The organism is Cellulomonas sp. PS-H5 (genome assembly GCF_019265565.1).
Lineage (GTDB): Bacteria > Actinomycetota > Actinomycetes > Actinomycetales > Cellulomonadaceae > Cellulomonas.
Genome location: NZ_JAHVCI010000033.1, coordinates 21,960 through 48,588, shown reverse-complemented (window position 1 = coordinate 48,588; position 26,629 = coordinate 21,960). Strand labels below are relative to the sequence as shown.

Annotated in this window: 24 protein-coding genes and 1 pseudogene; 10 read left to right on the top strand and 15 right to left on the bottom strand. The window is 79.0% G+C overall.

The window, feature by feature from the left end; translation table 11 throughout:
• From J5O08_RS13295 to J5O08_RS13240, 12 genes and pseudogenes are all read right to left on the bottom strand, one after another.
• A pseudogene (locus tag J5O08_RS13295) lies at positions 1 to 1,440 on the bottom strand (hypothetical protein); the annotation flags it as partial.
• Positions 1,437 to 4,718, bottom strand: a complete 3,282-nt coding sequence (locus J5O08_RS13290) for an FtsX-like permease family protein (RefSeq protein WP_218707360.1) — start codon at positions 4,716 to 4,718, stop codon at positions 1,437 to 1,439. The gene J5O08_RS13290 and the pseudogene J5O08_RS13295, both read right to left, overlap by 4 nt.
• Complete coding sequence (locus J5O08_RS13285; RefSeq protein WP_218707368.1) at positions 4,715 to 5,431, bottom strand: ABC transporter ATP-binding protein; 717 nt, start codon at positions 5,429 to 5,431, stop codon at positions 4,715 to 4,717. The genes J5O08_RS13290 and J5O08_RS13285 overlap by 4 nt, the downstream gene beginning before the upstream one ends.
• Positions 5,432 to 5,469: 38 nt before the next feature.
• The gene (locus tag J5O08_RS13280; RefSeq protein WP_308281605.1) at positions 5,470 to 6,465 is read right to left on the bottom strand and encodes an ABC transporter ATP-binding protein; all 996 of its coding nucleotides are present in this window, start codon (positions 6,463 to 6,465) and stop codon (positions 5,470 to 5,472) included.
• A 161-nt stretch (positions 6,466 to 6,626) separates the two neighbouring features.
• Positions 6,627 to 7,268: a DUF3618 domain-containing protein gene (locus tag J5O08_RS13275; RefSeq protein ID WP_218707359.1), complete on the bottom strand. Its 642-nt coding sequence runs from the start codon at positions 7,266 to 7,268 to the stop codon at positions 6,627 to 6,629.
• Positions 7,261 to 7,704, bottom strand: coding sequence for a phage holin family protein (locus tag J5O08_RS13270; protein ID WP_374225979.1), 444 nt, complete (start codon positions 7,702 to 7,704; stop codon positions 7,261 to 7,263). The genes J5O08_RS13275 and J5O08_RS13270 overlap by 8 nt, the downstream gene beginning before the upstream one ends.
• An 86-nt stretch (positions 7,705 to 7,790) precedes the next feature.
• Positions 7,791 to 8,693 carry a hypothetical protein gene (locus J5O08_RS13265; protein WP_218707358.1) on the bottom strand — a complete coding sequence of 301 codons (903 nt, stop codon included), beginning with the start codon at positions 8,691 to 8,693 and terminating at the stop codon, positions 7,791 to 7,793.
• 10 nt (positions 8,694 to 8,703) lie between these two features.
• Entirely contained in the window at positions 8,704 to 9,585 is an 882-nt protein-coding gene (locus J5O08_RS13260; RefSeq protein WP_217616091.1) for a manganese catalase family protein, read from the bottom strand.
• Positions 9,586 to 9,816: 231 nt separating this feature from the next.
• Entirely contained in the window at positions 9,817 to 10,287 is a 471-nt protein-coding gene (locus J5O08_RS13255; protein ID WP_374225978.1) for a hypothetical protein, read from the bottom strand.
• A 99-nt stretch (positions 10,288 to 10,386) separates the two neighbouring features.
• Positions 10,387 to 10,776 (bottom strand): VOC family protein, encoded by a 390-nt coding sequence (locus tag J5O08_RS13250; protein ID WP_218707357.1) that lies wholly within the window; start codon positions 10,774 to 10,776, stop codon positions 10,387 to 10,389.
• Positions 10,773 to 11,084, bottom strand: a complete 312-nt coding sequence (locus J5O08_RS13245) for a helix-turn-helix transcriptional regulator (protein WP_218707356.1) — start codon at positions 11,082 to 11,084, stop codon at positions 10,773 to 10,775. Before J5O08_RS13245 ends, J5O08_RS13250 begins: the two co-directional genes overlap by 4 nt.
• A 71-nt stretch (positions 11,085 to 11,155) precedes the next feature.
• The gene (locus tag J5O08_RS13240; RefSeq protein WP_218707355.1) at positions 11,156 to 11,989 is read right to left on the bottom strand and encodes a GPP34 family phosphoprotein; all 834 of its coding nucleotides are present in this window, start codon (positions 11,987 to 11,989) and stop codon (positions 11,156 to 11,158) included.
• 203 nt (positions 11,990 to 12,192) lie between these two features.
• Between J5O08_RS13240 and J5O08_RS13235 the strand changes: the two genes are divergently transcribed.
• The 8 genes from J5O08_RS13235 (at position 12,193) to J5O08_RS13200 (ending at position 20,340) form a co-directional block, all read left to right on the top strand.
• Positions 12,193 to 14,067, top strand: a complete 1,875-nt coding sequence (locus J5O08_RS13235; RefSeq protein ID WP_218707354.1) for an anthranilate synthase family protein — start codon at positions 12,193 to 12,195, stop codon at positions 14,065 to 14,067.
• 37 nt (positions 14,068 to 14,104) lie between these two features.
• Positions 14,105 to 14,485, top strand: coding sequence for a hypothetical protein (locus J5O08_RS13230; protein ID WP_218707353.1), 381 nt, complete (start codon positions 14,105 to 14,107; stop codon positions 14,483 to 14,485).
• Between the two features lie 48 nt (positions 14,486 to 14,533).
• Positions 14,534 to 15,760 carry a DNA polymerase IV gene (gene dinB, locus J5O08_RS13225; protein ID WP_218707352.1) on the top strand — a complete coding sequence of 409 codons (1,227 nt, stop codon included), beginning with the start codon at positions 14,534 to 14,536 and terminating at the stop codon, positions 15,758 to 15,760.
• Between the two features lie 200 nt (positions 15,761 to 15,960).
• Complete coding sequence (locus J5O08_RS13220) at positions 15,961 to 16,635, top strand: PAS and ANTAR domain-containing protein (protein ID WP_218707350.1); 675 nt, start codon at positions 15,961 to 15,963, stop codon at positions 16,633 to 16,635.
• A gap of 120 nt (positions 16,636 to 16,755) precedes the next feature.
• Entirely contained in the window at positions 16,756 to 17,604 is an 849-nt protein-coding gene (locus J5O08_RS13215; RefSeq protein WP_218707349.1) for a UbiA family prenyltransferase, read from the top strand.
• A 77-nt stretch (positions 17,605 to 17,681) separates the two neighbouring features.
• Entirely contained in the window at positions 17,682 to 18,761 is a 1,080-nt protein-coding gene (locus tag J5O08_RS13210; RefSeq protein WP_218707348.1) for a type III polyketide synthase, read from the top strand.
• A gap of 5 nt (positions 18,762 to 18,766) precedes the next feature.
• Complete coding sequence (locus tag J5O08_RS13205) at positions 18,767 to 19,312, top strand: isoprenylcysteine carboxyl methyltransferase family protein (protein ID WP_218707365.1); 546 nt, start codon at positions 18,767 to 18,769, stop codon at positions 19,310 to 19,312.
• Positions 19,309 to 20,340, top strand: a complete 1,032-nt coding sequence (locus tag J5O08_RS13200) for an FAD-dependent monooxygenase (RefSeq protein WP_218707347.1) — start codon at positions 19,309 to 19,311, stop codon at positions 20,338 to 20,340. Before J5O08_RS13205 ends, J5O08_RS13200 begins: the two co-directional genes overlap by 4 nt.
• A 6-nt stretch (positions 20,341 to 20,346) precedes the next feature.
• Here the strand turns inward: J5O08_RS13200 and J5O08_RS13195 are convergent, their stop codons facing one another.
• Positions 20,347 to 21,291 (bottom strand): GGDEF domain-containing protein, encoded by a 945-nt coding sequence (locus J5O08_RS13195; protein ID WP_218707346.1) that lies wholly within the window; start codon positions 21,289 to 21,291, stop codon positions 20,347 to 20,349.
• A gap of 170 nt (positions 21,292 to 21,461) precedes the next feature.
• Here J5O08_RS13195 and J5O08_RS13190 point away from each other — a divergent pair, with 170 nt between their 5' ends.
• Together J5O08_RS13190 and J5O08_RS13185 are read left to right on the top strand one after the other, a co-directional pair.
• A complete protein-coding gene (locus tag J5O08_RS13190; protein WP_218707345.1) occupies positions 21,462 to 22,322 on the top strand; it encodes an alpha/beta fold hydrolase in 861 nt (286 codons plus the stop codon).
• Between the two features lie 107 nt (positions 22,323 to 22,429).
• A complete protein-coding gene (locus tag J5O08_RS13185; protein WP_218707344.1) occupies positions 22,430 to 23,182 on the top strand; it encodes a DinB family protein in 753 nt (250 codons plus the stop codon).
• Between the two features lie 16 nt (positions 23,183 to 23,198).
• Here J5O08_RS13185 and J5O08_RS13180 read toward each other — a convergent pair whose 3' ends face one another.
• Together J5O08_RS13180 and J5O08_RS13175 are read right to left on the bottom strand one after the other, a co-directional pair.
• The gene (locus J5O08_RS13180; RefSeq protein WP_308281604.1) at positions 23,199 to 23,999 is read right to left on the bottom strand and encodes a methyltransferase domain-containing protein; all 801 of its coding nucleotides are present in this window, start codon (positions 23,997 to 23,999) and stop codon (positions 23,199 to 23,201) included.
• Between the two features lie 20 nt (positions 24,000 to 24,019).
• Complete coding sequence (locus J5O08_RS13175) at positions 24,020 to 26,485, bottom strand: family 43 glycosylhydrolase (protein WP_218707343.1); 2,466 nt, start codon at positions 26,483 to 26,485, stop codon at positions 24,020 to 24,022.
• Between the last annotated feature and the right edge of the window lie 144 nt (positions 26,486 to 26,629).

Here is a 26,629-nt window from a genome sequence, read left to right as displayed (position 1 = left end):
GACCCGGGCGTCCGCCCGCCCGCCCGCGCGGCGCCGGCGTCCCGGGTCCGCGGCACCGTGCGCCACGCGCAGCGCGGCGACCGGGAGCGCGAGGGCCGCGACCCCGGCGAGCGCGAGCACGACGCCGACCGGCACGGCACCGGGCACGACGGCACCGGCCGCGAGCATGCCCGCCACCGCCCCGACCCCGACGACGACGACCGCCTCCGCCCCGAGCTCGACGGCGAGCGCCGGCAGCGCGGCGCCCCGGGTGCGCCGGGTGGCGAGCTCGCCCGCCCGCCGCCGGGCGAGCAGCCCCGCGGTCAGGACGAGGAGCAGCGCCCCCACGACCACCCCGCCCACCACGAGCGACGTCGCGGCGGCCCGCGCGGCCGCGAGGTCGGCCGCGGCCGCCCGCAGCACGCCCAGCGCGCTGGAGTGCAGCGATCCGCCGGCCGCGCCCCAGCCGATGGTGCCGGGCGAGGCCTGCAGGGCCGGCAGCTCCGCGAGCACCCGGTCGCCCGCCGCCACGCCGACCCGCGCCGGGTCGAGCGCGACCCGGACGGTGCGCTGCACCTCGCGCGGCCCGACCGCCGCCACCGCCGCGGCCAGCGAGTCGTCCGAGAGCAGGGCGGCCGCGGCGGTGCTCGTGGCCGGGCCGGTCGTCGACACCCTCGGGTCGAGGAGGTCGGGCGCGTCGTGCCACGTCGCGGCGGCGGGGTCGACGGGCCGGTACACGCCCGACACCACCGCCTCGACCGGCCCGCCGTCGGACGCGGTCAGGTGCAGCGGGTCGCCGGTCGTCGCGCCGACCGCGCGCGCCACCGCCTCGGACAGCGCGACCTGTACGGGCGCCGGCTCGGTCACGCCGCCGTCCGCCGCAGCGCCGTTCCCCGCCGCGCCGTCCCCCGCGCCGCCGTCCACTGCGCCGCCGTCCGCACCCGGGGCGGGCCGCTCCGGCGGGGCACCAGGTCCCGTCCCGGAGACCCACGTCACCGCGCCCTCCGCCGGCGTCCACACCAGCCGCAGCGTCACCTCGCCCGGTGGCGCGGCCGGGTCGTCCGCCGCCACCGCGAGGGACAGCGGCGCCGAGGCGGTGGAGACCAGGGCGTCGCGCAGCACGTCCCCGAGCCGCGGGGCCAGCCCGGTGGCGATCTGGTCCGCGGCCTCCCGGGAGAGCTCGGCGGACCCGTCGTACCCCTGCCCGGTCTCCGTGAACGCCGTCGCCGTCGTCACCACCAGGTCCGCGTCCGTGCCGGCCCGAGCCACGGCGGCCTGCACGGCCGCGTCCGACACCCGCGCGACCGCCCGCGGCACGGCCGCCACCAGCGCCACCACCAGGGCGACGAGGACCGCCACCAGGGTCAGCGGGCCCGCCTGCGCGGCGGCGCGGCGCGGGAGCGTCGCGAGGTCGAGGCCCGCGCGCCGCCGCGGGGCGCGCGTGCGGTGCCGGCCGGTCACTCGGCGTCCCCGAGCCGCAGGTGCGCGGCGGACGCCCGGCGGACCAGGCCCGTCACGACCGGCAGCACCACCGCGGCCGACCCGGCGAGCAGCACCGCCGCGATCCCGCCCGCGACGGGCCACGACCACACGGCCAGCGCGTCCGGCACCGGCCGGCCCCCGGTCGCCGAGATCGTCAGCGCCGGAGCGAGCGCGCGGACCGCGACGGCGCCCACCGCGGTGCCCGCGGCCACCGCGAGGACGTCCACGACCACGTGCTGCACCGCGTGGGTGCCGGCCACCGCGCGCGGCGAGGCCCCGACGGCGAGCAGCCGCGCCACCTCCGGGCCGCGGTCCTCGGCCGTCTCGGCGGCGTGCAGCGCGGTGCCGACGAGGGCGAGCGCGACGGCGGCGACGACGAGCAGCCCGAGCGCCGCGAGCACCCCGACGCGGAGCGGGCCGCCCCGGAGGTCGTCGGCGACCTCGGCGCGGGACGTCACGGCGGCACCCGCGTCGCGCAGCGCGGCCACGTCGCCGCCCGCGGGCAGCCACCACGCGTCCACCAGGGACGCGGTCTCGGCCTCGCCGATCGCGACCCGGGACAGCGTGCGCAGGTCCGCGAGCACCGCGGGGCCGTCGACCGCGCCCGGGAGGTACGGGGCGACGGCGGCGACGGTCGCGGGCAACGCCGTCCCGCCGACCGCGACCTGGAGCGGGTCGCCCGGCGCCAGCCCCGCGCCGGCCGCGAGGTCCGCGGTGACCGCCACCGGCAGCTCGGCGGCCGGGGCGAACGCCGTGAGCACGAGCACGGTCGGCAGGTAGGACGCGCGCGACACGTCGACCTCGGCGGTGCCGCGCAGCATGCCGGATGCCACAGTCACCGCGGGCTCCGCGAGGGACTGGTTCCGGAGCGTCGCGTCGGTCGGGCGCGCGGACCACCCGCCCGCCGCGGCCGCCGGCTCGTCGGCGCCCGCCGGGAGGTCCCAGCCCACCGCCACGTCGACGTCCGCCAGGCCGCCGACGCCCTCCTCCAGCACGGCGTCGGTCGCCACCTGCAGCGCGACGGCCAGCACCCGGGCACCGCCGTCCGGCGCGGCGAACCCGCCCGGCGTGGTCAGCCGCACCGTCCGCTCCACGCCGTCGAGCGGCACCCGCTCCCCCGCGACGCGCACCCGCACCCCGTGCCCGTCGTCGAGCACGAGCGTCGGCGTGACCGCCATCGGGTACGCGCTGCCGGTCGTCCCCGAGACCCGCACCGCGAGGTCCCCGCCCTCGGCGGCGAACGGCAGCGCCGCCGCGAGCTCGTCGTCCGGCGGGGCGAGGCCCGCCGTCAGCCCGGACCACGTCGTCCCGGCCGGCAACCGCCCGGCGAGCGCAGCGGCCGCGGTGTCGACGGCGAGCAGCCGGGGCTCGGCGTCCTCGGGCCCGGACACCGCGAGCGTACCGAACCCGGTCACCCGGTCCGTCACCGGCAGCGCGGCGCCGTCGGTCGCGGACCGGACGAGGGCGCCCTGCGCCGTGGGAGAGCCGGGCACGTCGGCCGCGACCACGGCCGCGGGCACCAGGGCCTCGGCCTGCTCGACCTGGGACCGGGACCAGGTCGCCGCCCACCCCGCGCCGGCGGTGGCGCCCGCGGCGGCGAGCACGAGGAGCAGCAGCGCGACCGCGGCCCGGGGCCGGCGCGCGACGTCCAGCGCCGCCAGCGGCAGCACGAACCGCCGCGACCGCCGCGCGGCGCGCTCGGCCGGCCGCGCCAGCAGCGGCACGACCCGCAGCACGACGACCGACGCCGCGACCAGCACGAGGACCGGTGCGAGCACCCGGACGGCGTCCGTGGCGCCGCCTGCGCGGAGCCGGACCGCGGCGAGCACCGCGACGGCCACCAGCAGCAGGTCCCCGCCGGACCGGGCCAGCCGCGACGCCGTGCCTCCGCGTCGCCGGCCCCCCGGTGGCCGTGCCGCCGGCGCCACGAGCGCCAGCAGGAGGCCGGCCGCGCCCGCGCCGACGGTGGCCACGAGGGAACCGGGTACCCCGTCCGGCGCGCCCACGCCCGAGCGTGCGACCAGCGGCACCGCCGTCAGCGCCCGGTACGCCGCCAGGCCGAGCGGGACGGCCAGCGCCGCCGCGACGGCCACCACCGCCGCCGCCTCGCCGAGCGCCAGGCCGAGCAGCTGACCCCGGCCCGCCCCGCGGTCCAGCAGCAGCGCGCGCTCCGGGGCGCGGCGCGCGGCCAGCAGCCGGCCCGCGAGGAGCAGCGCGGCCGCCGCGAGGGCGACGCCGACCAGCCCCGCGGTCAGCGCCGCGGCCCCCGCCACGGCGTGCTGGGTCGCCACCGCGCGGACCGTCGCCGGGAACGCGGTGCGGACCACCGCGCGGTCCGCACGGTCGCCGAGCGCGTCGGCGAGCGCGGGGCGCAGCCGGGCGACGTCCCGGCCGGCCTGCTCCAGGTCCGCGACGGCGACGCCTGCGGTGCCCGGACGCAGCGTCACCGTCACGACCCCGACGCCGGTCCCCGCGGCGGGCAGCGCACCGGGCGCGACCACGAGGGGCCCGTACGCGGGCGACAGCTTCCGGCCCGAGGTGCCCGGCCGGGGGTGCTCCGGGTCGACCCCGGCACCCCCGAGCAGGTCGCGCTGCCACACCGGCGTCCCGGCGTCGCCCCGGCCGAGCGGCTCGAACACGCCCACGACCCGGACCGTCGTCCGCGGTGCCGCCGCGGGCGCGTCCGGCGACGGTGCCAGGTCGACGGTCTCCCCGGGGACGAGGTCCAGAGTCGCGGCGGCGGCCGCGGGGACGGCGACGTCGACGGGAGCCGTCCCGCCCGCGGCCGTCCCGGCGTCCCCGGGGGCCCCGGCGTCCCCGGGCCAGGACCCTGCCACCAGGCGCGCGGCGTCCGCGAGGTCCGCGGCGTCGGTCAGGTACGCGTAGCCCGCGTCGTCCGAGCCGTCGTCGGGCAGCGCGAGCAGGGGCGACTCGGTCCAGGTGGACGCGACCGCGGGCAGCGGCGCGAGCGCGTCCGCGACGACGGCCGCCACCGCGGGCGCCAGGTCGTCGGCGTCCGCGGCGTCCGCCCCGACGGGCGGCACGACCCGGGCGACCACCTGGGTGCCGCTGGTGCCCGCGGCGGCGAGCGCCGCGTCCAGCGCGTCCCGGCGGCCGGCGGTCAGGAGCAGCCCGCACGCCGCCAGCACCGTCAGGGCGACCAGCGCGGTCGCGATCACGGCCGCGAGCAGCGGCGCCTGCGCCCGGGCGCGGTGCAGCGCCAGCGCGGGCACCTCCCGGGCCCAGGCGGCGCTCATGCGGGCAGCACGTGCCCGTCGACCAGGCGCACCGCCCGGTCCGCCAGCCCGATCATCACCGGGTCGTGGGTCGACACGACCGCCGCCATGCCCTCCGCCTCGACGACCGCCCGGATGAGCGCCATGACCGCGAGGCCGGTCTCGGTGTCGAGCTGGCCGGTGGGCTCGTCGGCGATCAGCAGCCGCGGCGACCCCGCCAGCGCGCGGGCGATCGCGACGCGCTGCTGCTGCCCGCCGGACAGCTCGTCCGGCCGCAGCCCGGCGTGCCCGTCCAGCCCCACGAGCCGCAGCAGCAGGGCCACCCGGCGCTCGCGGTCGGCGACCGGCAGCGCGCGCAGCCGCAGGGGCACGGCGACGTTCTCCGCCGCGCTGAGCACCGGGACCAGCCCGAACGTCTGGAACACGAACGCGACCACGTCCCGGCGCAGCCGGACCTGGCCCGCGGCGTCGAGCGTGGTCACGTCCGTCCCGTCGACGTGCACCGTCCCGGCGTCCGGGCGGTCCAGCCCGCCGACCACGTTGAGCAGCGTCGTCTTGCCGGAGCCGGACCGGCCGACCAGGGCGACGAGCTCGCCCGGTGCCACGTCCAGGTCGACGCCCCGCAGCGCGTGCACGGCGGCGCGACCCGAGCCGTAGGTGCGGTGCACGCCGCGGACGCGGACCAGCGGCGCGGTCGCCGGGGCCGCGGCCGTCGGGGCGCCGGACCCCGCCACCGCCCCGTCCGGGGTCCCGGCGGCCGCGGTCGACCCGGTCACGCGGCACCGTGCCGGCGCCGCCGGGCCGGCGCGGCGGCACCGTGGTCGCCCGGGCCGGTCGGTCCCGCGGCGGAGTCCGGCCGCACCGCGACGTGGTCCGCCTCGAGCTGGAGCCGGACCCGGCGGGTGAGGTCGAGCGCCTCCCGGTACTCCCGCGGCACCTGGACCCGCCCGGCCCGGTCCATCACCGCGTACTCCTCGGCGACGACGGCCGACGCGCCGTCCTCGCCGACGTGCGCGCGCCGCAGCACCTCGCTGCTGGTCCGCCCGTCCCGGATCGCCACCGTGCGCTCCACCTGCCCGCTCACCGCCGGGTCGTGCGTCACGACCACGACCGTGGTGCCCGCGTCCCGCTGGGCGGCGCGCAGCGCGTCGAACACCTGCTGGCCGGTGGCGGTGTCGAGCTCGCCCGTCGGCTCGTCGGCGAGCAGGAGCCGGGGCCGGTTGGCGAGCGCGACCGCGATCGCGACCCGCTGCTGCTCGCCCCCGGACAGCTCGGCGGGCCGCCGCCCGCCCGCGTCGGCGAGCCCGACCAGCTCCAGCAGCTCGCCCACCCGCGCGGCCCGCTGCCCGCGAGGCACCCCCGCGAGCGTGAGCGGGAGCGCGACGTTCTGCCGCGCGCTCAGGTAGGGCACGAGGTTGCGCGCGGTCTGCTGCCGGACGGTCCCCACCACCGTGCGCCGGTAGGTCACGCGGTCCCGCGCGCTCAGCGCCCCGAGGTCCCACCGCCCGACGCGGACCCGGCCCGCGCTCGGCGCGTCGGCGGCGGACAGGATCCGCAGCAGGGTGGACTTGCCGGAGCCCGACGCCCCGACGACCGCGACCATCTCCCCCGCGTGCACCAGCAGGTCGAGCCCCTGGAGGGCCTGCACCTCGACGCCGCCGGACCGGAAGATGCGGACCACGGCGTCGCACGCGACGAGGGCCTCGCTCCCGAACTCCTCGGGCGCGGCGAGCCGCTCGCCGAGCTCCTCCACGATGCTGCGCTGCACGGTGCCCCTCCTCGGACGACGGCGGGACTGTACCCCGCGCGTCGCCGCACGTCACCGGCGCGCCGGTGCCGTCACCCGCACGCGCCGGGGCCGGGCCGCGCCGGGACGGCACGACGCCGCCCCGGCAGCGGCGTGCTCCCGGGGCGGCGTCGTCGTGCGGGTCAGCCCTGCTGCGGGGCCTGCCGCACCTCCTGGGCCGAGTCCTGCGCCTGGTCCTTCAGGTCGCTCGCCGCCTGGGTGCCCTGCTCCTTGACGGAGCCGACGGCCTCGGCAGCGCGCTCCTTGACCTGGTCGACGGCCTGCTGCGCCGGCTCGCGCAGCTCGTCGACGACCTGGCCCGCGGCCCCCTTGACCTGCGGCGCCAGCTGCTGCGCCTGGTCCTTGACCGCCTGGGCCGCCTGCTGCTCCTTCTGCGAGGACGGCAGCAGCGACGCCGCCAGCCAGCCGACGCCGAAGGCGATCAGGCCCGCGGCGAGGGGGTTGCCCTGCGCCTGCCGCGCGACGGTCGACGGCGCGCCCTGCACGCCCTCGGCCAGCCCGTGCGCCGCGCTCCTCGCCGAGTCGGCGGCGGAGTGCGCCGAGCCCGACGCGCTGCCCGTCGCCCCGCTCACGGTGTCGCGGGCGTCGTGCACCGTGCCCATGACCCGGTCGCGGACCGAGCCGACCTTGCTGCGGACCTTGTCCGCCTGGCGGTGCGCCACCTGGCGCGGGTCCAGCGCGTCGCCGACCGCGTCCACGTTCGCGCTCAGGTCGGCACGGGTCGCCTCGATCCGCGCACGGATCTCGTCCGGGTTCTCACTCATGGTTCGCCTCCTCGTCACCCTTGAGGGCGTTCGGGATCTTCTTCACCGTCTCCGCCGTGCGCGGCGCGCCCTTGACGCGCTGCAGCTCGGAGCGACCGCGCAGCGCGAGCACGGCCGCGATCACGCCCCAGACCACGGCCACGACCAGCGCCGACCAGGCGTGGCCCAGCGGGTGGGCGAGCGCCCACCACAGTGCGATGGACAGGAACAGCAGGACGAAGTGCCCCGCGACGCCCGCCCCCGCGAGCATCCCGCTGCCCCGGCCGGCCCGCTTGGCCGACTGCGTCAGCTCGGCCTTGGCCAGCTCGACCTCCTGGCGCACCAGCGCCGACAGGTCCTGCGTGACGTTGCCGATCAGGTCGCCGAGCGACGGGCGCTCGCCGCCCGCCCCGGCCGGTGCCGTCCCCGCCGGCGCCGACCCGGGTGCGTCTCCCAGGGGAGGGACGCCCGCCGTGCCGCCCGTGCCCGCACCACCGGGGCCCGCGCCGGGGGCCGCGGCGACGGTCGGGTCCCCCGGCCCGGTCACGGCTGGTCCTCGCGGCGGAGGCCGGCCAGCGGGTCGCCGCCCGCGGTGCCGGAGTCGTCCGTCGACGGCAGGTGGCCGGGCGTCGGGGCGACCGGGGCGTCGCCGCCCGCCGCCGCCCACGCCTGCTGCTCGGAGCCGAGGCCGCCCTCGTCGGCCGGCCCGGGCTCGCGGTGCTGCCCGCCGAACTCGGCGTCGACGTCCGTCACCTCGGCCGTGCCGCCCGCGACCACGCCCGGCCCGCCCGCGGCCGCGACCGCCGGCGTGAGGTCCTGGGTGGTGGCGGCCGGCGACCCGCCCGCGGAGCCCGCGGTGGGGGTGGACAGGCCGGTGGTGGCGCCGGGCAGGGACGAGCCGGTCGAACCGGAGGTCCCGGTCGCGCCGGAGGCCCCGGTCGAACCGGTGCCGCCGCCGGACGCCGGCGCGTCCTTGAGCCCGCGGGTCAGCCGGCCCGCGAGGACGCCCGCGCCGGCCGCCAGGGCCAGGAACACCCCGGGGCGCCGCCGCGCGAAGTCGGTGACCTCGCCCAGCACGTCGCCCGGCTCGCGGTTCTCGAGCCACGTCGCCACGGAGCCGGTGCGCCCGGCCACCTGGCGCACGAGGTCCGCCGCGAGCCCGCCCTGCTCCGAGCCGTCGGCCATCCGGCCCAGCTCGTCGCCGAGCGAGCGGAGGCTGGACGCCGCCCGCGCCTGCTGGTCGGACGCCTGGCTCGTCAGGCCCGCGCGCGCCTCGCCCAGCAGGTCCCGGGCCTGGCCCTTCGCCTCCTGGACGACGTCCGCCGCCTGGTCCTTCGCCTCGTGCAGCACGCCCTGCCCGCTGTCGGCCGCCGCGTGCGCCAGTCCGGACGCCTGCTCCTTCGCGGTGCCCACCGCTGCGGCGGCGCCGCTGTCGTTCGTGCTCATCGCGTCCTCCTCACTCGCTCTTGAAGGTGTCCTTGAGCTTCCCGGCGACCTTCTCGGCCGTGTTCGGGAGCGGGGTGGTGCCGTACAGCCGCGGGTCGGGCTGCGTGGGCGGCGGCATCGGCACACCGGCCGGGGGCTCGGCGACGTAGCTGAACTCGCCGAGGCCGTCCGGGGTCGGGCCGGAGGCCCAGGAGCCCTTGTCGGCGTCCGTGCCGTTCGAGAAGTTGATGTACTGGTAGGACACCTCGCGGTGCTCCTGGTCGATCGGGAAGTTGCTCGGGGTCGGGATGCCCTCGAAGCCCTCCTCCTGCAGCTCGCGCGCCGCCGCGATCCACTGGTTCTGGTGCATCGTGTCGCGCGCCAGCAGGAACGCCAGCATGTCCCGCACGCCCTTGTCGTCGGTCATGTGGTAGAGCCGCGCCACCTGCACGCGGCCCTGCATCTCGGCGTTGGCGTTCGCCTGGAAGTCGGCCAGCAGGTTGCCGCTCGCGGTGATGTAGCCCGCGCTCCAGGGGTTGCCGTTGCTGTCGACCGGGCGCGCACCGGCACCGGCGACGATCGCGTGCTGGACGTCCGTGCCGCCCACGATCGCGGCGATCGTCGGGTCGTTCTGCACGGCCTCCTCGGTGATCCCGATGGGCGCCTTCTCGAGCAGCTGGGCGATCATCGTCGCCAGCATCTCGACGTGGCCGAACTCCTCGGCGCCGATGCCGTACAGCAGGTCGCGGTACTTGCCGGGCAGGTGCGTGTTCCAGGACTGGAACCCGTACTGCATCGCGACCGTGATCTCGCCGTACTGCCCGCCCAGGACCTCCTGGAGCTTGCGGGCGTAGACGGCGTCCGGCTTGTCGGGTGTGGCTTTGAACTGCAGCTCTTGACGGTGGAAGAACATCGCGACCTCCGCGCCCCGGGCTCGGGGCAGTCGTCTGCGGGAGCCTCGGTCGCGAGAGGTGCCGGTGGCGGCGCCCACCCGGACCGGGCGGTGCGCCGGCGCCCTGCTGCACCGACACGGCGGCGGCCCGTCTAGCGGACCGCCTCGACCCGACGCTAGGTCCGTCCGTGTGAACGCGCCTCTCGGGAGCGCGGTTGCACGCCCTGCCCCGCCGTGCGACGTCGCCGCCGGTCAGGCCGTGGGCCGCGCCTCGTGCCCCGGGCGACCGTGGGTGCGGTTCCGCTCCTTCAGCTGCGACTCGTAGACGTGCTTCCGGCCGCCCACCAGGCGCTCGCGGGTGCGCCGCTCGGCGTCGGCGAACGCGCGGTAGTAGCCGTCGTCGAAGTCCTCCACGACCTGGAACGTCCAGCGCCCCTCGAGCACGTTCCGGCCGACGACCTCGGCCCGGAGCTCGTCGGCCACGTCGGGGTGCCCCGCCTCGGCGAGCCGGTCGAGCGCGTCGGCGAGCTCGGCGTCGGCCCGGCCGATCAGCCGGTGGAACGCGTAGAGCATCCCGCGGGCGTGCTCCACGACCTCGAACGCGGCCGTCACCCCGCCGACGGCCTCCACGACGTCGTCGGGCACGCCCGCGGGCGGCAAGTGGGCGGCGTCGGGTCGCTCGGCGGACCCGTCGTCGCGGCGGTCGGAGGTCGGAGGCTGCAGGGCGTCGTCGGTCACCCGGCCATCGTGCGGCGCACCGCCCGAGCCCACCACCGCACGACGGCGCCGCGGCTGGGCGCAGGCCCGGGCCGCAGCCGCCCGTCAGGCCGCCGGCGAGGCGATCTGGACCAGGTTGCCGCAGGTGTCGTCCAGCACCGCCACGACGACCGGACCGGCCTCGGTGGGCGGCTGGACGAACCGCACGCCGAGCGCCTCGAGCCTCGCGTGCTCGGCGCGGACGTCGGCGACGCCGAAGCTCGTCCACGGGATCCCGTCCGCGACGAGCGCGGCCCGGAACGGCCCGACGGCGGGGTGCTCGGCCGGCTCGAGGAGGAGCTCGACGCCGTCCGGGGCCTCGGGCGACACGACGGTGAGCCAGCGGTGGGCACCGACCGGCACGTCGGTCTTCGGTCGGAAGCCCAGGACGTCGGTGTAGAACGCGAGCGCCCTGGCCTGGTCGTCGACGAACACGGAGGCGGTGGTGATGATCACGGGGACTCCTCGGTGGGTGCGGGTGGGGCTGCGGGTGCGGTCACGACGTCCAGCCAGCCGACGACGCCGGCCAGCGGTCCCGGGTCGAGGCGGTGCACGGTCGTCCGCCCCGCGCGGGTCGCCCGGACCAGGCCCGCGTCCGCCAGCACGCCCAGGTGCTTGGAGACCGCCTGCCGGGTGACGACGACGCCGTGGACGGAGATCAGCCGGGTGCACAGCTCGAACAGCGTCTGGCCGTCGCGTCGCCGCAGCTCCTCCAGGAGCAGCCGTCGTGTCGGGTCGGCCAGTGCCCGGAACACCTCGTCCACGCGGCCACGATAGGAAACCGTGGGGTTGCCCGACAAGACCTCGCAGGCCGGCGACCCCTCGCAGCAGGCGGTCAGTCGGCGGCGCGCCGGGCCGCGCCCTCGGCCAGGCCCGCCGCGAGACCCGTGACCACGCCCGCCGCCAGGCTGACGGCGAACACGCCCAGCAGGCCGCCGACCACCTCCTGCGTCGTCGTCGTCGGCCGCGGCGCGGGCACCGGGACCGCACCCGGCACGTCACCGGCGCCCTGCTGGGCCCGCAGCCGCAGCGCCGCCTGCTGCAGGGCCGCCGCCGGCCAGCAGCCGTCCGCGAGCGACGCCGCCCGGCGCGCGACCTCGGCCGCGGGCACCGGGCCCGGCGGCAGCACGTCCTCCGCGAGCCCGACGGCCGCGAGCAGGGCGGCGAGGGCCCGGGTGCGCCGGTCCGGGGCGGCGCCCTCGACCAGCACCGACCACAGCGCGCGCCGCGCGCCGGACTCCCGCGAGACGTCCGCGGCGGGCCAGCGGAACGTGCCCGGCACGGGACCGGCCACCACCCTGAGCGGGCCGCCGTCCGCCAGCCGTCCCGCGAGCGCGGCCGGCAGGCCGGCACCCAGGCGCGCCACCAGCTCGACGGGATCCCGCGGCGCCTCGTCGACCCGCTGCACCGCGGCGCGCAGGACCGGGTCACCGGTGACGCCGCCGGGCTCGAACGCGCGGGGCGTGACGACCACCTCGTGCCCGCCCGGCGTGCCCCGCAGCTGCACGGCGCCGGCCAGGTCGAGCTCCAGCAGCACGGCCCCGCCCAGCACCGCCTCCCCCGCGAGCACCGAGCCCGTGGGAGGACCGCCCGCGTCGCGCACCGCGAGGTCGCCGCGGTGGTCGTCGAGCAGGAGCAGCAGCAGGTCCTCGGCGATCAGCACGGCCATGCGCGGCACCGTAGCGCTTCTGGGGCCGCGCACGGCCCGTCACTCCCCCCGGTGCAGTAGCGTGTCCGCCATGTGCACGACGCAGAGCTGGTGGCCCGCCTCCTAGGCGGACCCCTCGACGCGTCGACGACCGCCCCTGAACCGGGTGGTCGTGGCCGCGGGCGCGGCGGGACCACCCGGTCCCCGACCGAACGGCACCCGCGATGACCTCCCTGCTCAGCTCCCTGCTCGACGACGACGCCACGCCGTTCGCGGTCCTGCACCGCCGCGGCACGGACTGGCTCGACGTCCTCGTCGGCGACGTCCTCGACGTCGACCGGCTGGCGGACGTGCCGCTCGACGGCGGCACCGTGCTCGCGCTCGTCCCGTTCCGCCAGGTGCGCGAGCGGGGGTTCGCCGCGCACGACGACGGCGCCCCGCTGCGCTGCCTGCGGGTCCGCGAGCGCGAGCGGGTGCCGCTCGCGGAGGCGCTGCCGCTGCTCCCGGCCGCCGTCCCCGTGGAGCCGGAGGGCTTCGACGTCGACGACGCCACCTACGCCGACCGGGTGCGCACGGTGATCGAGGACGAGATCGGCCGGGGCGAGGGCGCGAACTTCGTGCTGCGCCGGGACTTCGTGGCCCGGACGGGGTCGGCGCCCGGGCCCGCGGTGCTGGGGTGGCTGCGCGCGCTGCTGGAGCGCGAGCGGGGCGCGTACTGGACGTTCGCGGTCCGCACGCCCGGGCTCGCCGCCGCCGGCGCGACCCCCGAGCGGCACGTGTCCGTCGCGGGCGGCGTCGCCCGGATGAACCCGATCAGCGGCACGTTCCGGCACGGGGCGCAGCCGCCCACCGGGGCGGAGCTGCTGGCGTTCCTCGCCGACACCAAGGAGAGCGAGGAGCTGTTCATGGTGGTGGACGAGGAGATGAAGATGATGAGCGCGGTCTGCCCGGACGGCGGCCGGATCCTCGGGCCGTACCTCGCGCAGATGTCCCGGCTCACGCACACCGAGTACGTCCTGGAGGGGCGGACCGACCTGGACGTGCGCGAGGTGCTGCGGCTGACGATGTTCGCCCCGACCGTGACCGGCTCGCCGATGGGCAACGCGTGCGCGGTCATCGCGCGGCACGAGTCGACGCCGCGCGGCTACTACTCCGGCGTGCTGGCCCTGCTCGAGCCGGACGGCACGACCCGGCCGGACGGGGCGCCGGGGTACGAGGTCGACGCACCGATCCTCATCCGGACCGCCTACCTCGACGACGCCGGGCGGGTGACCGTGCCGGTCGGCGCCACGCTCGTGCGGCACTCCTCCCCCGACGGCGAGGTCGCCGAGACGCACGCCAAGGCCGCCGGGGTGCTGACCGCCATCGGCGCCCTCGCCCCCGCGCGTTCGGGGGGACCCGCTCCGGTGCTCGCGGACGAGCCCGGCGTCGCGGCGGCCCTCGCGTCGCGGAACGACCGGCTGGCCGCGTTCTGGCTGCGCCCCCAGGGCGCTGCGCCGGACCCGGCGCTCGCGGGCCGCACCGCCCTGGTCGTCGACGCCGAGGACCAGTTCACGACGATGCTCGCGCACCAGCTCCGGCACCTCGGGCTCGAGGCCCGGGTGGTGCCGTGGCAGGACGTCCCCGACGACCCGGCCACCGACCTGCTGGTGCTGGGGCCCGGCCCGGGCGACGCGCGGCACCTCGACGAGCCGCGGGTCGCGCGGCTGCACGAGCTGCTCGCCCGGCGGCTCGCGAGCGGGCACCCGCTCCTCGCGGTGTGCCTGAGCCACCAGGTCCTCGCGCTCCAGGCCGGCCTGCCGGTCGCGCCGCTGCCCGCGCCGCGGCAGGGCGTGCGGCTCGAGGTCGACGTGTTCGGCGAGCGCGCCGCCATCGGGTTCTACAACACATTCGCGGCGTACCACGGTCCGGGGGCGGCCCGGACGCCGCTGCTCGGGCTGGAGGTGGCGACCGACAACGCGGGGGTGGTGCACGCGCTGCGCGGCCCCGGGGTCGCGTCGGTGCAGGGGCACCTGGAGAGCGTGCTGTCGTCCGACGGGCTGGCGACGCTGCGCCGGCTCGTCGGGCACGCCCTGGCGACCGCCCCGTCGCCGCGGTGACGGCGGACCCGCCGCGCGCCCGCTAGCGTGACCTGCCATGGCCTCCCGCACCGGCGTCTCCACCGCCTCCGGCTGGCTCGCCGTCGTGGCCCTGGCCGGCACGGCGCTGCTGCTCGTGCCCGGCTGGTTCGGCCGCCCGCCGGGCGCGGTGCTGCTCCCGGTCGCGGCGGCGGCCGCGCTCGGGCTCGGCTGGCTGCTCGACCCGGCTGCGAGCCGGGCGACGTTCGTGGACGGCGCGCTCGCGGCCGTGGGCCTCGGGGCACTGCTCGGGGGCGCCGCCCTCCTGGTCTCGTCCCTGGTGCGGCTGATCGCGCTCGGCGACGTCGCGGCGCTCGGGTTCGGGCTCGGCGGGGCCGTGCTCGGCACGCTGATCGGCTCCGGGCTGCTGGCGACCCGGATGGACGGCCCGCCGATCTAAGCGGGCGCGGGCGAGCGCGTGTCAGACCCCGGGTCGAACATGTGTTCTATGCCCGCCACCGTTGATCCCGCCCCCGTCGCCGGGATCCTGCACGCCGACCTCGACGCGTTCTACGCCTCCGTCGAGCAGCGCGACGACCGCCGGCTGCGCGGGCGCCCCGTGGCCGTCGGCGGCGGGGTGGTGCTGGCCGCGTCGTACGAGGCGAAGCGGCGCGGCGTCCGCACCGCGATGAGCGCGCGGCAGGCCCGGTCGCTGTGCCCGGGCCTCGTCGTGGTCCGGCCCCGCTTCGAGGCCTACTCGGCCGCCAGCAAGGCGGTGTTCGCGATCTTCCGGGACACCACCCCCGCGGTGCAGGGCGTGTCGATCGACGAGGCGTTCCTCGACGTGCGCGGCCTGCACCGGATCGACGCGGCGCCCGTCCGGCTGGGCGCGCGCCTGCGGGACCGGGTCCGGGACGAGGTCGGCCTGCCGATCACGGTCGGGGTGGCCCGGACGCCGTTCCTGGCCAAGGTGGCCAGCCGGGTCGCCAAGCCCGACGGGCTGCTCCTGGTCGACCCCGACGGCGAGGACGCGTTCCTGCACCCGCTCCCGCTCGAGGTCCTGTGGGGCGTCGGCGCGGTCACCGCCGAGAAGCTGCACGCCTTCGGGCTCGCGACCGCCGGGGACGTGGCGGCGCTCCCCCGCTCCGTCCTGGAGCACGCGCTCGGACCGGCCATGGGCCGGCACCTGCACGCCGTGGTGCACGGCCGCACGCCCGACCGCGTCGAGACCGGGCGCCGTCGCGGCTCCGTCGGGGCCCAGCGCGCGCTCGGCCGCGGCCCGCACGACCCGGCGCAGGTCCGCGCCGCGCTGCTGGGCCTGGTCGACCGGGTCTGCCGCCGGATGCGCGGCGGCCACCGCCTGGCGCGGACGGTGGTGCTGCGCCTGCGGTTCGCCGACTACACGAAGGCCACGCGCTCACGGTCGTTCGCGTTCGCGACGGCGTCCGGGGCCCAGATCGGGGCCGCGGCGGTGGCGCTGCTCGACGAGGCCGCGCCGCTGCTCCGCGAGCGCGGGATCACGCTGGTCGGCGTGGCCCTCACCGGCCTGGAGCCCGACGACCACTGGCAGCCGGCGCTGGACCTCGACGGCGGGGCGCGGGACGGGCTCGACGTCGCCGTCGACGCGGTGGCGGACCGGTTCGGATCCGGGGCACTCGTGCGCGGCGCGCTGCTGCGCCGCGGGACGGGGCTCGAGGTGCCGACGCTGCCGGACGAGCCGGAGGACGACGCGTGACCTCCCGGGGACGCCCGCCGCGCGCCCCGGGACCCGGCCGCCGGCCTCCGGGTCACCGCGGCCGTCGGCGCTCACCCGGGCGCGCCGCTCCCGGGTGTCGGGATCACGGGGGCACGCGTACCGTCGACGGGAGAGCGGTGCCCGGGGGTGGAGCCACCGCCCGCGCACGCCGCACCGGACACCCGACGGGGGCGGCGTCCATGACCCAGACCACCGGAGCGGAGCGCGCACTGGCGCTCGGCACCCGCACGCGCGCGGGGGCCTACCGGCTCGACCTCGAGACGCAGCACTGGTGGTGGTCCGACGACGTCTACGCCATCCACGGGTTCGCCCCGCACGAGGTCGTGCCCACGACGGAGCTGCTGCTCGCGCACAAGCACCCCGAGGACCGGGACCACGTGGTCGCGGTGCTCGACGAGGCGAGCCGGACCGGCACGGCGTTCTCGTGCGTGCACCGCATCGTCGACGCCCGCGGGCGGGAACGCGTGGTCGTGGTCGTCGGCGAGGGGCAGGGCACGGCCGCGCACGGGCGGTCCGCGGAGCTGGTCGGCTACTTCGTCGACGTGACCGACGTGGTCGACGACCGGGCGCAGGCCGCGGCCACGGTGTCCATCGCCGCCGCCGCGCAGAGCCGGTCCGTCATCGACCAGGCGGTCGGGGTCGTGGCCTTCGTCGAGGAGATCGACCCCGCCGCCGCCTTCCTGGTCCTGCGCGCGGCGTCGAACGACGCGAACGTGCCGATCCGGGTGCTCGCCCGCGCGATCGTCGGCGCGCTGCCCACGCTGCGGCACGACCCGGCGCGGGTCCGGCAGTTCCTCGACGGCCTGCTCGCGCCCGCGCACCGCGTCACCGCCGGGGCCGCGCCAGGCGCCTGAGCCCGCCGCGCCCGCCGGACCCGGCCCACCCGCCCCCTGCCCGGGCCGCCTGCGCCTGCCGCCGCTACGGTCGGCTCGACGGGCGCGCCGCCGCGGCGGGTCCCCCGGGCGAGGAGGGCCATGCCGCCGGCAGCCGCACCGACGACCGCGCGCCGTGCCGTCGCGCTGGTCCGCGCCGCGCACGCGCCGCCGGCGTTCGCCGTCACGCTGTTCGCCGGGGCCTACGCCGCCGGCGCGGCGGGCGCCGGCCCCGCGCGCGCGGTGCTGGTCGCCGCCGCGGTGCTGGCGGGCCAGCTGTCCGTCGGCTGGTCGAACGACTGGATCGACGCCGGCCGGGACCTCGCGGTGGGCCGGGCCGACAAGCCGGTGGTCGCCGGGACGGTGACGGTCGCCGCGCTGCGTCGGGCGGCCCTCGTCGCGCTGGCCGCGTGCGCGCTCCTCTCGCTCGCGCTCGGGCCGCCCGCCGCGCTGCTGCACCTGGCCCTGGTCGCGGCCGCCTGGGCCTACAACGCGCGCCTGAAGTCCACCGCGTGGTCCTGGCTGCCGTACGCGGTGGCGTTCGGCGGGCTGCCGTCCGTCGCGACGCTCGGGGTGCCGGGCGGCGACGCGCTCGCGCCCTGGTGGGTGACCGCGGGGGGCGCGCTGCTCGGCGTCGGCGCGCACCTCGCGAACGTGCTCCCCGACCTGGAGGACGACGCGGCGACCGGCGTCCGCGGGCTGCCGCACCGGCTCGGCCGGCGGCGGACCGCGTTCGGGGCGGCCGGGGTCCTGCTCGTGGCCGTCGCGGTGGTGGTGCTGGGGCCGCCGGGCCCGCCCGGGGCGGTCGCGGCGGCGGGACTGGCCCTGGCGGCCGGGCTCGCCGCGTCGGGGGTCGCCGTCGCGCTCGCCCGGCCCGCCAGCCGCTGGCCGTTCGGCGCGGCGATGGCCGTCGCCGCCGTCGCGGTGGTGCTGCTGGTGGTCCAGGGGTGACCGCCGCCGGGTGGCGGCCGCGCGCGGCCACCCCCCGACCGGTCGCGGCCGCGAGGGTCGGAGGGCAGCATCGGGGCATGTCCCGCATCGCGGCCGTCGCCCCCGCGCTCCCCGAGCACGTCTACCCGCAGGCCGAGATCACCGCGGAGGTGGCGGGCCTGGTGACCCGCGACCCCCGGCGGCGGGCCCTGCTGGACCGGGTGCACGCGTCCAGCGCCATCACGACCCGGCACACCGTGCTGCCGCTCGAGAAGTACGCGGGGCTGACGTCGTTCGGCGAGACGAACGACGTGTTCCTGCGCGAGGGCCTGGAGCTGGCCGCGCGGGCGGTGACCGACGCCCTGGCGGCGGTCGACCTCCGGCCCGCGGACGTCGACCACCTGTTCTTCACCACGGTCACGGGCGTCTCCGCGCCGTCGCTCGACGCGCTCCTGGTGGGCCGGCTCGGGTTGCGGCCGGACGTGCGGCGGGTGCCGAGCTTCGGTCTCGGCTGCGCGGGCGGGGCCGCCGGACTCGCCCGGGTGGACGACCACCTCGCGGGCCACCCCGACGAGGTGGCCGTGCTGCTGTCGGTCGAGCTGTGCTCGCTCACGCTGCAGCACGACGACGACTCGACCGCCAACCTGGTCGCGAGCGGCCTGTTCGGCGACGGCGCCGCGGCGGCGGTGCTGCTGGGCGACCGCCGCGCGGCCGCGCTGGGGCTGGACGGGCCGGCCGTCGTCGGGGCCCGCAGCGCGCTCTACCCCGGGACCGAGCACGACCTCGGCTGGCAGGTCGGCGGCTCGGGCTTCCGCATCGTGCTCTCCGGCGGCATGGCGGACACCGTGGCCGCGCACGCCGCCGCGGACGTCGCCGCACTGCTCGACCCGCTGGGCGCCCAGGTCGCGGACGTCGCCCGCTGGGTCGTGCACCCGGGCGGCCCGAAGATCCTCGACGCCGTGCAGGACGCGCTGGGGCTCGGGCCCGACGCGCTCGCCGGGTCGCGCGCCGCGCTCGCCCGAGCCGGGAACCTGTCGTCGGCCGCCGTGCTGCACGTGCTGGCCGACGTGCTCGCGGGCCCGCCGCCCGACCCGGGGGCGCTGGGGGCGGTCCTCGCGTTCGGCCCCGGGGTGGGCGCCGAGCTGGTCGCGCTGCGCTGGCCGGAGGTGGCCGCGTGAGCTCGCTGCTGTGGTTCGACGTCCTGGTCGCGCTGACGGCCCTCGAGCGGCTGGCCGAGCTCGTCGTCTCGTCGCGGAACGCCCGCTGGTCGTTCGCCCGCGGCGGCGTCGAGTCCGGCCGCGGGCACTTCCCACCGATGGTGGCCCTGCACACCGGGCTGCTGCTGGCGTGCGTGCTGGAGGCGCACCTCGCCGACCGGCCGTTCCTCCCCTGGCTCGGCTGGCCGGCGCTGGTCCTCGTGCTGGCGAGCCAGGCGCTGCGCTGGTGGTGCATCGTGACGCTCGGCCCCCGGTGGAACACCCGGGTCGTCGTCGTGCCGGGGCTCCCGCTGGTGGACCGCGGCCCGTACCGGTGGATCCCGCACCCGAACTACGTCGCCGTGGTCGTCGAGGGCATCGCGCTGCCGCTCGTGCACACCGCCTGGGTCACCGCGCTCGCGTTCACCGTGCTCAACGCCGTGCTGCTGCTCGGGTTCCGGATCCCGGCCGAGGAGCGCGCGCTCGCGGCGGCGACGGGCGGCGGCGGACCGGTGCCCGCCCCGGGCCGGTGACCGCCACCCCGGACGTCGACGTCCTGGTCGTCGGCGGCGGACCCGTCGGGCTCGCCGCGGCCCTCGAGGCGCGCCGCGCCGGGCTGTCGGCGCTCGTCGTCGAGCCGCGCGGGACGCCCGTCGACAAGGCGTGCGGCGAGGGCCTGATGCCGCGGGCGGTCGACCTGCTGGGGCGCTGGGACGTCGACCCCGCCGGGCGGCCGCTCGCGGGCATCGCCTACGTGCGGGACGACCTGCGCGCCGAGCACCGGTTCGCCGGGCCGCCCGGCCGCGGCGTGCGCCGCACCGTGCTGCACGCGGCGCTCGCGGACCGGGCCGCCGCCGCGGGCGTCGAGCGGCACGCCAGCCGGGTCGGGGACCTCGCCCAGGACCGGGACGGCGTGACCGCCGCGGGGGTGCGCGCCCGGTGGCTGCTCGGGTGCGACGGCCTGCACTCGACGGTCCGGCGGCTCGCCGGGCTGGAGGCCGCGCGCCCGGGCCGCGCCGCGCGCCGGTTCGGCGTCCGCCGGCACTACCGGGTCGCCCCGTGGACCGACCTGGTCGAGGTGCACTGGGGCCGGCACGCCGAGGCGTACGTGACGCCGGTCGGCCCGGACCTGGTCGGGGTGGCGCTGCTCGGGCCGGCCCCGGTCGACGTGGACGCCGAGCTCGCGGCGATGCCCGCCCTCGCGACCCGCCTGGCCGGCGCCCCGGTGGATGCCGCGGACCGGGGCGCCGGCCCGCTGCGCCAGCGCACCCGCGCGCGGACGGCGGGGCGGGTGCTGCTCGTCGGAGACGCGTCGGGCTACGTGGACGCGCTGACCGGCGAGGGCCTGCGGCTCGGGTTCGCCCAGGCGGTCGCGGCGGTTGCGCACCTGGACGACCCCGCGGGCTACGAGCGCGCCTGGGCGGCGGCGACCCGGGACTACCGGCTGCTCACGTCCACGCTCGTGAGCGTGGCGACGTCGCCCCTGCGCGGGGCGCTCGTGCCGGCGGCGGTGCGGCTGCCGCCCGTGTTCGCCGGGGCGGTGGAGCGCCTGGCCCGCTGACCCGGGCTACGCCGGCGCGCCGGCCTTCCGGTCGTGCTTGTCGGCGTACAGGTCCGCGTCCGCGCGCACCAGCAGGTCCCGGGCGGTGTCGCCCGGTTCGTGCACCGCCACGCCCGCGCTGCACGGCAGCGGGGTCCACGCGCAGGCCAGCGCGGCCCAGCGCCGGGCCGCCTCCTCGCCGTGCCCCGGGAGCACCGCGACGAACTCGTCGCCGCCGAGCCGCCCGACGAACCCCGCGCGGTCGAGCTCCGCGTGCCAGTGCGCGACCAGGTCGGCCATGAGGTCGTCGGCGCCGAGGTGCCCGTGCGCGTCGTTGACCCGCCGGAAGTCGTCGATGTCGAGCGCCACCACCGCGAGCGGCTCGCCCCGCCGGCGCGCCCGCGCGAGGGCCGCGGCGAGCCGCGCGTAGAACGGCCCACGGGTCAGCGCGCCGGTGAGGTGGTCGGTGCCGCCCGCCTCGCGCAGCCGGTGGCCCTGCCACCCGAGCAGGACGCAGGACAGCACGCACAGGGTCGCCATGCTCACGATGTTGGTGGCGTGCACCGGCGCGACCGCCAGCCAGGCACCGACCGCGATCGTCGAGGCCGCGGCCGCCACCACCACGGCCGCACGGCGCGTGTCCAGCACGTACGCCGCGAGCTGCCCCGCCAGGATCACGCCGAGCGCGAAGACGACCACGCCCTCGGTCGCCCGGCAGCTCGCGAGCACGCCCCCGGCGACGACGATGCCGGCGACGAGCACCACCTCGGTGCTCGTCGGGTGCGCAGGCAGCGTCACCGCGAGCACCGCCAGCAGCGCGTACGCCGCGGCCGCCACCGCCCACCGGCCGGTGGGCGTCTGCGGGTCGACGGGCGTGAGGCCGCCGAGCGCCGTGAGCACGGAGACGACGAGGAGCGCCACGGCGAGCTGCGCGCGCAGGTCCCCGTGCGGCGTCTGCTCCACCGTCGGCATGGCCCGATGGTGCCGTGTCCGGGCGCGGGGCGCGGCTCGCGTGCGGGTGAACTCCGTGACGTGCCAGGCTCCGTCCGGCCCGCACGGCAACCGCTCACCCGAACGGCGGCAGGTCCGTGCGGGGCGGCTCACCCGATCGGACGCGCGCGGTCTCGGCTACCGTCGCGCGGGTGACCGCCGCACCCCCGCCCGAGCCCGCCCGCACCCCCGCGCCGTCCCCCGCCTCGTCCCCTGCGGCCGGCGACCGCACCGCGACGGCGGACGACGGCACGCGGCTGCGCTGGCGCGAGCAGGGCGCGGGCAGCCCCGTGCTGCTGCTCCAGGGCCAGGCGACCGCGATGGCGGGCTGGGACCGGGTCGCCGCCGACCTCGCCTCGGAGTTCCGGGTGCTGCGTACCGAGCAGCGCGGGGTCGCCGGCACGGACCCGGGCCCGGGCGGCCGGGTCCCGGACGGCCTGACGACCCGGGACCTCGCCCGGGACGTCCGCGCGGTGCTCGACGCCGCCGGCGTGGCCACGGCCCAGGTCGTCGGGCACTCGATGGGCGGCAAGATCGCGCAGTGGCTCGCGGTGGACGCGCCGGACCGGGTCGCGTCGCTCGTGCTGCTCGCGACCAGCGCCGGCGCGTCGGACGGGGTGCCGCGGGACGCCGAGGCGCACCGGCTGCTGCTCGCCGGCGACGGCGCCGCACGCACGCGGCTCTTCTTCGACGACGTCTGGGCCGCGGCGCACCCCGACGAGGTGCGGACGTTCTTCGCGCTGGACGCCGACCGGCCGACCCTCCGCGCCCTGTACCGGGCGAGCACCGAGCACGCCGCGCTCGGCGCTCTCGGGGCGGTGGTCGCGCCGACCCTCGTCGTGCACGGCACCGAGGACCGGCTCGCGCGCCTCGCGTCCGCGGAGCGGCTGGCGGCGGAGGTGCCGGGTGCCCGGCTCGTCGCGGTCGCCGGGGCGCGGCACGGGCTGCACCTGGACAGCGCCGGGGCCGCGGCGGCGGTGCGGGAGTTCCTGCGGGCGCACGCCCCGGGGTGACGCGTCCGGGCGGGCCTGGGCGGGCCCGGGGCCGGCCCGGGGCTGGCGCGGCGACCCGCCGCGGGCCTTGACTGGTCCCCCGGCGAGCCGCGACCCAGGGGGACGACATGACCACGACCGACCCGCTCGACCTGCGCGGCGCGCGCCTGGTCGCGGCCGACCTGCACGGCGCGCGGCTCATCCGCGCCGACCTGTCCCGCGTCGTGATGCGCGGCGTCGAGATCGACGGCGCCGACATCGACGCGCCCTGGCTGCTCGACGGGGGCTCGCTGCTCGTGAACGGCGTGGACGTCGCCCCGTACGTGGACGCCGAGCTGGACCGGCGGTTCCCGGGGCGGTCGCTGCGCCGCGCCGCGGACCCCGAGGGGCTGCGCGCCGCGTGGGCCGCCGTGGAGCAGACGTGGGCGGCCACCCTCGACCGCGTCGCCGCGCTGCCCGCCGGCACGGTGGACGTGTCCGTCGACGGCGAGTGGTCGTTCGCGCAGACGCTCCGGCACCTCGTGATGGCGACGGACACCTGGCTCCGGGGCGCCGTGCTCGGCGTCGAGGCGCCGTACCACCGGCTCGGGCAGCCGAACGTGGAGTACGCGGCGGACGGGCACGACCCGTCGGTGTTCGCGGACGGCACCCCCGCGTGGGACGAGGTGCTGGCGGTGCGCGCCGAGCGCGTCGCCATGGTGCGCGACTACCTGGCGGGCGTCACCGCCGCGGACCTCGCCGGGACCCGGCCGAACCCGTGGGCACCCGAGTACCCGGAGACAGTGCTGTCCTGCCTGCACACGGTCCTCGAGGAGGAGTGGGAGCACCACCGGTACGCGGTCCGCGACCTCGCGGCGGTCGCCGCCGCGCCGGGGGCCTGACGGCCGGGCCGACCGCTCAGCGGGGCCGGCGGGCGAGCGCGAGCCGGAACGCGTTCCGGAACCGGTACGACCCGTCCGCGAGCCGGAACGGGGCCGCCGCGGCGACCACCACCGGCCCGCGCCCCGCGAGCCCGGCCGCGTCCTCCCCGAGCAGCAGCCCCCGCACGAGGGCGTCCGCGTCCGGCGCCGACCAGGGCACGTCGACGAGCGCGAGGTGCTCGGCCACCAGCCCCGCGCCGGTGAGCAGCGCCCGCACCGGGGCCTCGCGGCGCAGCGGCCCCTCGGGGCCGGGCTCCTCGCCGTCGTCCGCCGCGAGGGCGGCCTCGACCGCGTCGAGCTCGCACCGGTCCCGCTCCGCCCAGCCGCAGACCGCCAGCACCCCGCCGGGCGCCAGCACCCGGGCCGCCTCCGCGACCGCGGCGGCCGCGTCGTCGGCCAGGTGCAGCACGTTCACCGCGGTGACGACGTCGAACGCCGCGTCCGGCCACGGGAGGTCCTCGGCGTCCGCCTCCCGCACGTCCGCCGCGGGCGCCGCGCGGCGGGCGCGGGCGACCATCCCCGGCGCGACGTCCGCGCCCGCCACGGCCGCGCCCCGGGAGGCGGCGTCCGCCAGCAGCTCGCCGGTCCCGCAGCCGACGTCGAGCAGCCGGGTGCCCGGGCCCACGGCGGCCGCGTCGAGCAGCGCCTCGCGGGCCGGGCCGGCGAAGCCGCCCCAGGCCGCGGCCCAGTCCTCGGCCAGGGCCGTCCAGGGGTCGTCGTCGATCGCCGGGGCGAGGTCGGTCGCCGGGCCGAGGTCGGGGTCGGTGTCGTCGCGCACGGACCCAGTCTCACCCGGGCTCAGTCCGCCCAGACCCGGAGGTGGTCGAACCGGGCCGTCGCCCGCGGCGCCGCCCCGTCCCACCCGTGCGCCACCAGCCCGACCCGCAGGTCGGTGCCTGGCGGGAAGGTCCACACGCCGCCGGCCACCCAGGTCGCCCCGTCCGTGCTGGTGAGCGCGCGCACCTCGTGCTCGCCCGCGTCGCCGGTCCGGTGCACGAGCCGCAGCCAGGTGGTGTCGCCCGGCGGCCCGACAATGGTCCCGCCGTACGACAGCCGCCCCGCGAAGGGCGTCTCCCGGCCGAACTCGGTCTGCCGGGTGTTCCAGATCGCGACGTGCGACAGCCGGGCGAACTCGTCGTCGCCCGCGTACGCCACGAGCCCCGCCTGCTGGTAGTTGCGCACGTCGTCGGTGCCGAGGTCGACGGACACCGCGGTCTCGGCGGTCCAGTCGCCCTCGGGGACGTCCCGCAGCAGGACGCCCGCGTCGTTCCCCGTGCCGGTCAGGTCGGCGTGCTCGACGGGCCACACCAGCGCGCCGTCCGCGGTCGTCACGTCCGGGTCCCGCACCGCGGTCCAGCCGGCGCCGGGGTCGTCGCCGGGCGCGCCGTCGAACGTCACCTCGTCCACCAGGGTGCCCGTCGACGGCAGCGGCTCGACGTCGGTGACCTGCTGGGCGAGCGGGACGGCGCTGAGGTCGTCGACGTGCACGCCCGAGGTCCGCGCCACCGCGCCCGCACCGCCGGGACGAAGGCGCTGCGGCAGGTCCAGGGTCACGACGGCGAGCGGGTCGCCGAGCCGGGCCTGGCTCACCTCCGCGCGGGCGAGCCGGCCCTCGACCTCGAGCACCACGGCGTGCCAGGTGGTCCAGTCGACGCCGTCGGGCAGCGGGACGGCCGCCCGGGCCGACCCCGAGCGGACCACGAGCTCGCCGGCGGCGGGGTCGAGCACGGCGCTCACCCCGCTCCCGCCGCGGGCGGCACCCCGCACCCCCGCGGGGCCGGGGGCCGCCGCGGACCCGCCCGTCGAACCGCCGCGACCGAGGCCGAAGCCGGCCACGACGCCGCCCGACGCGCCGGGGTTCAGCCGCACGTCCGCCTCGACGCGCACGGGACCGGGCAGCCGGGACCGGGTGAGCAGGGCACCGGCGCCGACCGCCACGGCGTGCCCACCGCCCTGCGGATCGCCGCCGACGGCCCGCCAGGCGTCGCCCCGCCACCCCGCGCCGAGCCCGTCCTCGAAGCCCGCGACCGCGCGCCCGCCCGCGGCGGGGGCGGGCTGGGCGTCGTCCGACGCACCCCTGCCCGCGCGGACCACCGGCCAGCCGTCCACCCAGTCGAGCCGGTCCAGCAGCATGGGGCGGCGGTTGATCCCGTCCGTGCCGTCCAGGTACGGCTGCCCGCGGTCGATCGCGTGGTACACGACCCAGTCCCGCCCGGCCAGGTCGGTCACGACCGCGTTGTGGCCCGTGCCCACCCACGCGTTCCCGTTCGGCGCGAGCACCGGCGTGCCGCCCGCGCGGGACTGCAGCAGGGGCACGCCCTCGCGGTCGACGTACGGCCCGGTGAGCGAGGTCGACCGCCCGACCTGCACGCTGTACCCGGTCGTCGGGCCGGCGCAGCAGTTCGCGGTCGACGCGAAGAGGAACCAGTACCCGCCGCGCCGGACCACGTAGGCCCCCTCGAACTTGTTGTCGACGGCCAGCTGCACCGGCTCGCCGACGGCGCGGGTCCCGGTCGCGTCCAGCGCGGTCACCCAGACGCCCCCGTAGTAGGAGCCGTAGACCAGGTGCTCGGTGCCGTCGGGGCCGACGACGTGCGACGGGTCGTACGTCCACAGGAAGTCGTCGGGCGCGCCGCTGCCGCCGGGTCGCGGGTCCACGACCGGGGCACCCGCGTCGGTCCACGGACCGGTGGGCGTGGGCGCGGTGGCGACCCCGACGGCCGAGTCGCCGGTCCCCGCGGTCACGGTGGTCTCGGTGACGACGTAGTAGAGCCGGTACTCGCCGTCGACGTACCGCACGTCGGGGGCCCACAGCGCGGCCGGGTGCGCGGGGTCGGCGTCGGCCCAGGACGGCAGGGTGTCCTCGGTGAACGCGTCCCCGACGTACTCCCACGCGACGAGGTCGGCGGACCGGGACACCGGCAGCAGGTGCCGGGTCCCCTCCCCGGCACGCAGCGGGTCGGTCGTGCCGTACGCGTACCACCAGCCGTCCTGACCGCGGACCACCGCGGGGTCGGCGAACGTGTCGGCGAAGCCGGCGCTGACGGGGTTCGTGACGGTGCCGGGGGCGCCGGTCGGGGACGTCGGACCGCCCCCGGTGAAACGGGCGTCGCCGACCGGGACCTCGGCGGACGCGCGGGCCGGGGGTGCCGCGGCGGACGCCGACGCGCCGGCCAGCACGAGCGCGAGGGCCGCCGCGGGGGCGGCGGCGCGCACGCCGGCCCTCCCCGGGGCGTGCCGGTGCCGTGGGGTGCGCTGCGCCATCGCAGGCTCCTGCCGTTCGTGGGTCCGGAGCACCCCTTCTACGCCCGGCGGCGCACAGCCGCCACTCAGACGGGCGAGCCGGCGGCGCACGATCCGCCGTTTCCCGGACAGGGTGGTGCTCGCTCCCCTACCGTCTCCGGTGTC

Coding starts and splice junctions, on each gene's coding strand:
- J5O08_RS13290 (WP_218707360.1), bottom strand. CDS start 4,718: ATGAGCGCCGCCTGGGCCCGGGAGGTGCCCGCGCTGGCGCTGCACCGC.
- J5O08_RS13275 (WP_218707359.1), bottom strand. CDS start 7,268: ATGAGTGAGAACCCGGACGAGATCCGTGCGCGGATCGAGGCGACCCGT.
- J5O08_RS13265 (WP_218707358.1), bottom strand. CDS start 8,693: ATGAGCACGAACGACAGCGGCGCCGCCGCAGCGGTGGGCACCGCGAAG.
- J5O08_RS13260 (WP_217616091.1), bottom strand. CDS start 9,585: ATGTTCTTCCACCGTCAAGAGCTGCAGTTCAAAGCCACACCCGACAAG.
- J5O08_RS13240 (WP_218707355.1), bottom strand. CDS start 11,989: ATGGCCGTGCTGATCGCCGAGGACCTGCTGCTGCTCCTGCTCGACGAC.
- J5O08_RS13235 (WP_218707354.1), top strand. CDS start 12,193: ATGACCTCCCTGCTCAGCTCCCTGCTCGACGACGACGCCACGCCGTTC.
- J5O08_RS13230 (WP_218707353.1), top strand. CDS start 14,105: ATGGCCTCCCGCACCGGCGTCTCCACCGCCTCCGGCTGGCTCGCCGTC.
- dinB (WP_218707352.1), top strand. CDS start 14,534: ATGCCCGCCACCGTTGATCCCGCCCCCGTCGCCGGGATCCTGCACGCC.
- J5O08_RS13220 (WP_218707350.1), top strand. CDS start 15,961: ATGACCCAGACCACCGGAGCGGAGCGCGCACTGGCGCTCGGCACCCGC.
- J5O08_RS13215 (WP_218707349.1), top strand. CDS start 16,756: ATGCCGCCGGCAGCCGCACCGACGACCGCGCGCCGTGCCGTCGCGCTG.
- J5O08_RS13210 (WP_218707348.1), top strand. CDS start 17,682: ATGTCCCGCATCGCGGCCGTCGCCCCCGCGCTCCCCGAGCACGTCTAC.
- J5O08_RS13195 (WP_218707346.1), bottom strand. CDS start 21,291: ATGCCGACGGTGGAGCAGACGCCGCACGGGGACCTGCGCGCGCAGCTC.
- J5O08_RS13185 (WP_218707344.1), top strand. CDS start 22,430: ATGACCACGACCGACCCGCTCGACCTGCGCGGCGCGCGCCTGGTCGCG.
- J5O08_RS13175 (WP_218707343.1), bottom strand. CDS start 26,485: ATGGCGCAGCGCACCCCACGGCACCGGCACGCCCCGGGGAGGGCCGGC.